At 42.8% G+C, this 1,167-nt stretch carries 1 protein-coding gene; it reads left to right on the top strand.

Translation table 11 applies throughout. The features are described from left to right. Window positions 1-99 precede the first annotated feature (99 nt). Window positions 100-999, top strand: coding sequence for a vanadium-dependent haloperoxidase (locus tag LD39_RS07240; protein ID WP_035544595.1), 900 nt, complete (start codon window positions 100-102; stop codon window positions 997-999). Window positions 1,000-1,167 lie beyond the last annotated feature (168 nt).

The following is a 1,167-nucleotide window of genomic DNA, read 5'->3' as shown; positions in this document are numbered from 1 at the left end:
AAGCCGATAAAAACATTCTGCTCTAATTCGTAAATTGTTTGATGATCGTTTCACCACGACCCTTGTACGACCATAACGTAGTAAAAAGGGGGTGAGACGATGTCTCATAAGAAAAGAGCCTATCCTCTTTGGACGGGAATTCCTTATGCAGGTACAAATTATCCCCCGTTAGTGGAACGAGGAGTTGAACCAGAAGCAGGGAATTGGCGAACGTATTACATCACCCGAAGCCGAAGACATGGGTTCAAGAAATTAGATGGACGTCCTATTCACTTGTCCATCAAAAATCCGGATACGATTGACTGGATGAAAGAATTGAGAGTCGTCCAGCATACACTGAAGAATTTAACAGAAGAACAGAAGAAAATAGCAGTTTATTGGGGAGAAGGTCCACCGTCTAAGCAGTGGTTGCCGATTGCCGATCGGCTGATTGATTCGTATGGAGTGGAAGCACCACGTGCGGCGCGTGTGTTAGCAACGCTTTTTAGCGGCATGAACGATGCGTTTGTCGTATGTTGGACTTTGAAATACAAATGGCTGGTACCAAGACCAAATCAGCTTGACCAACATTTAGCTACGGTCCTTTGTACTCCTAACCATCCATCCTATCCGTCTGGGCATGCCACAGTCTCAGGAGCAGCTGAGGTGATATTAAGTTATTTCTTCCCGTCAGAACGAAGGAATTTGAATAAACTCGCTGAGGAAAATGCACAATCAAGATTGTATGCAGGTGTGCACTATCATGTTGATAACCAGGAGGGGCTGCGTCTAGGAAGACAAATCGGCCGGATTGTCGTAGAAGAGTTGAAAAAAGATGAAGTCAATGGTTTGCCGATTGACCGTCCATATAGGGAATATCGTGAAGCTGATATATTTCCCGCTACCTATGAACAGGCAATCCCATTTGAATTCGACCGTTCTTGTAATTCTTTGGTACGTGGAGGAGACTCAAGAGAAGAAGATGAATCATCTTTTAGCGCTTGGCTGAATATAGAGTGAATCACAGATGACAGGGGACAGCGAATTTGCTGTTCTTTTTATTTTGCGGTGTTCATTATGTTGTCTTTTGAAAAAGAGTTAAATGAACAAATAGATATAAAAGGTTATTCCACAAACGTGCAGAATTCTGTAAGACTCGATTTCGAGATGTTTATGTAGTTTTAGGGT

It is taken from the genome of Halobacillus sp. BBL2006 (assembly GCF_000786645.1).
Lineage (GTDB): Bacteria > Bacillota > Bacilli > Bacillales > Halobacillaceae > Halobacillus.
The sequence above is the reverse complement of the archived record's forward strand: the minus strand, read 5'-3'. Positions and strand labels throughout refer to the sequence as shown.

Bases quoted from the DNA above. Each gene is read 5' to 3' on its own strand.
- LD39_RS07240 (WP_035544595.1), top strand. From the start codon at position 100: ATGTCTCATAAGAAAAGAGCCTATCCTCTTTGGACGGGAATTCCTTAT.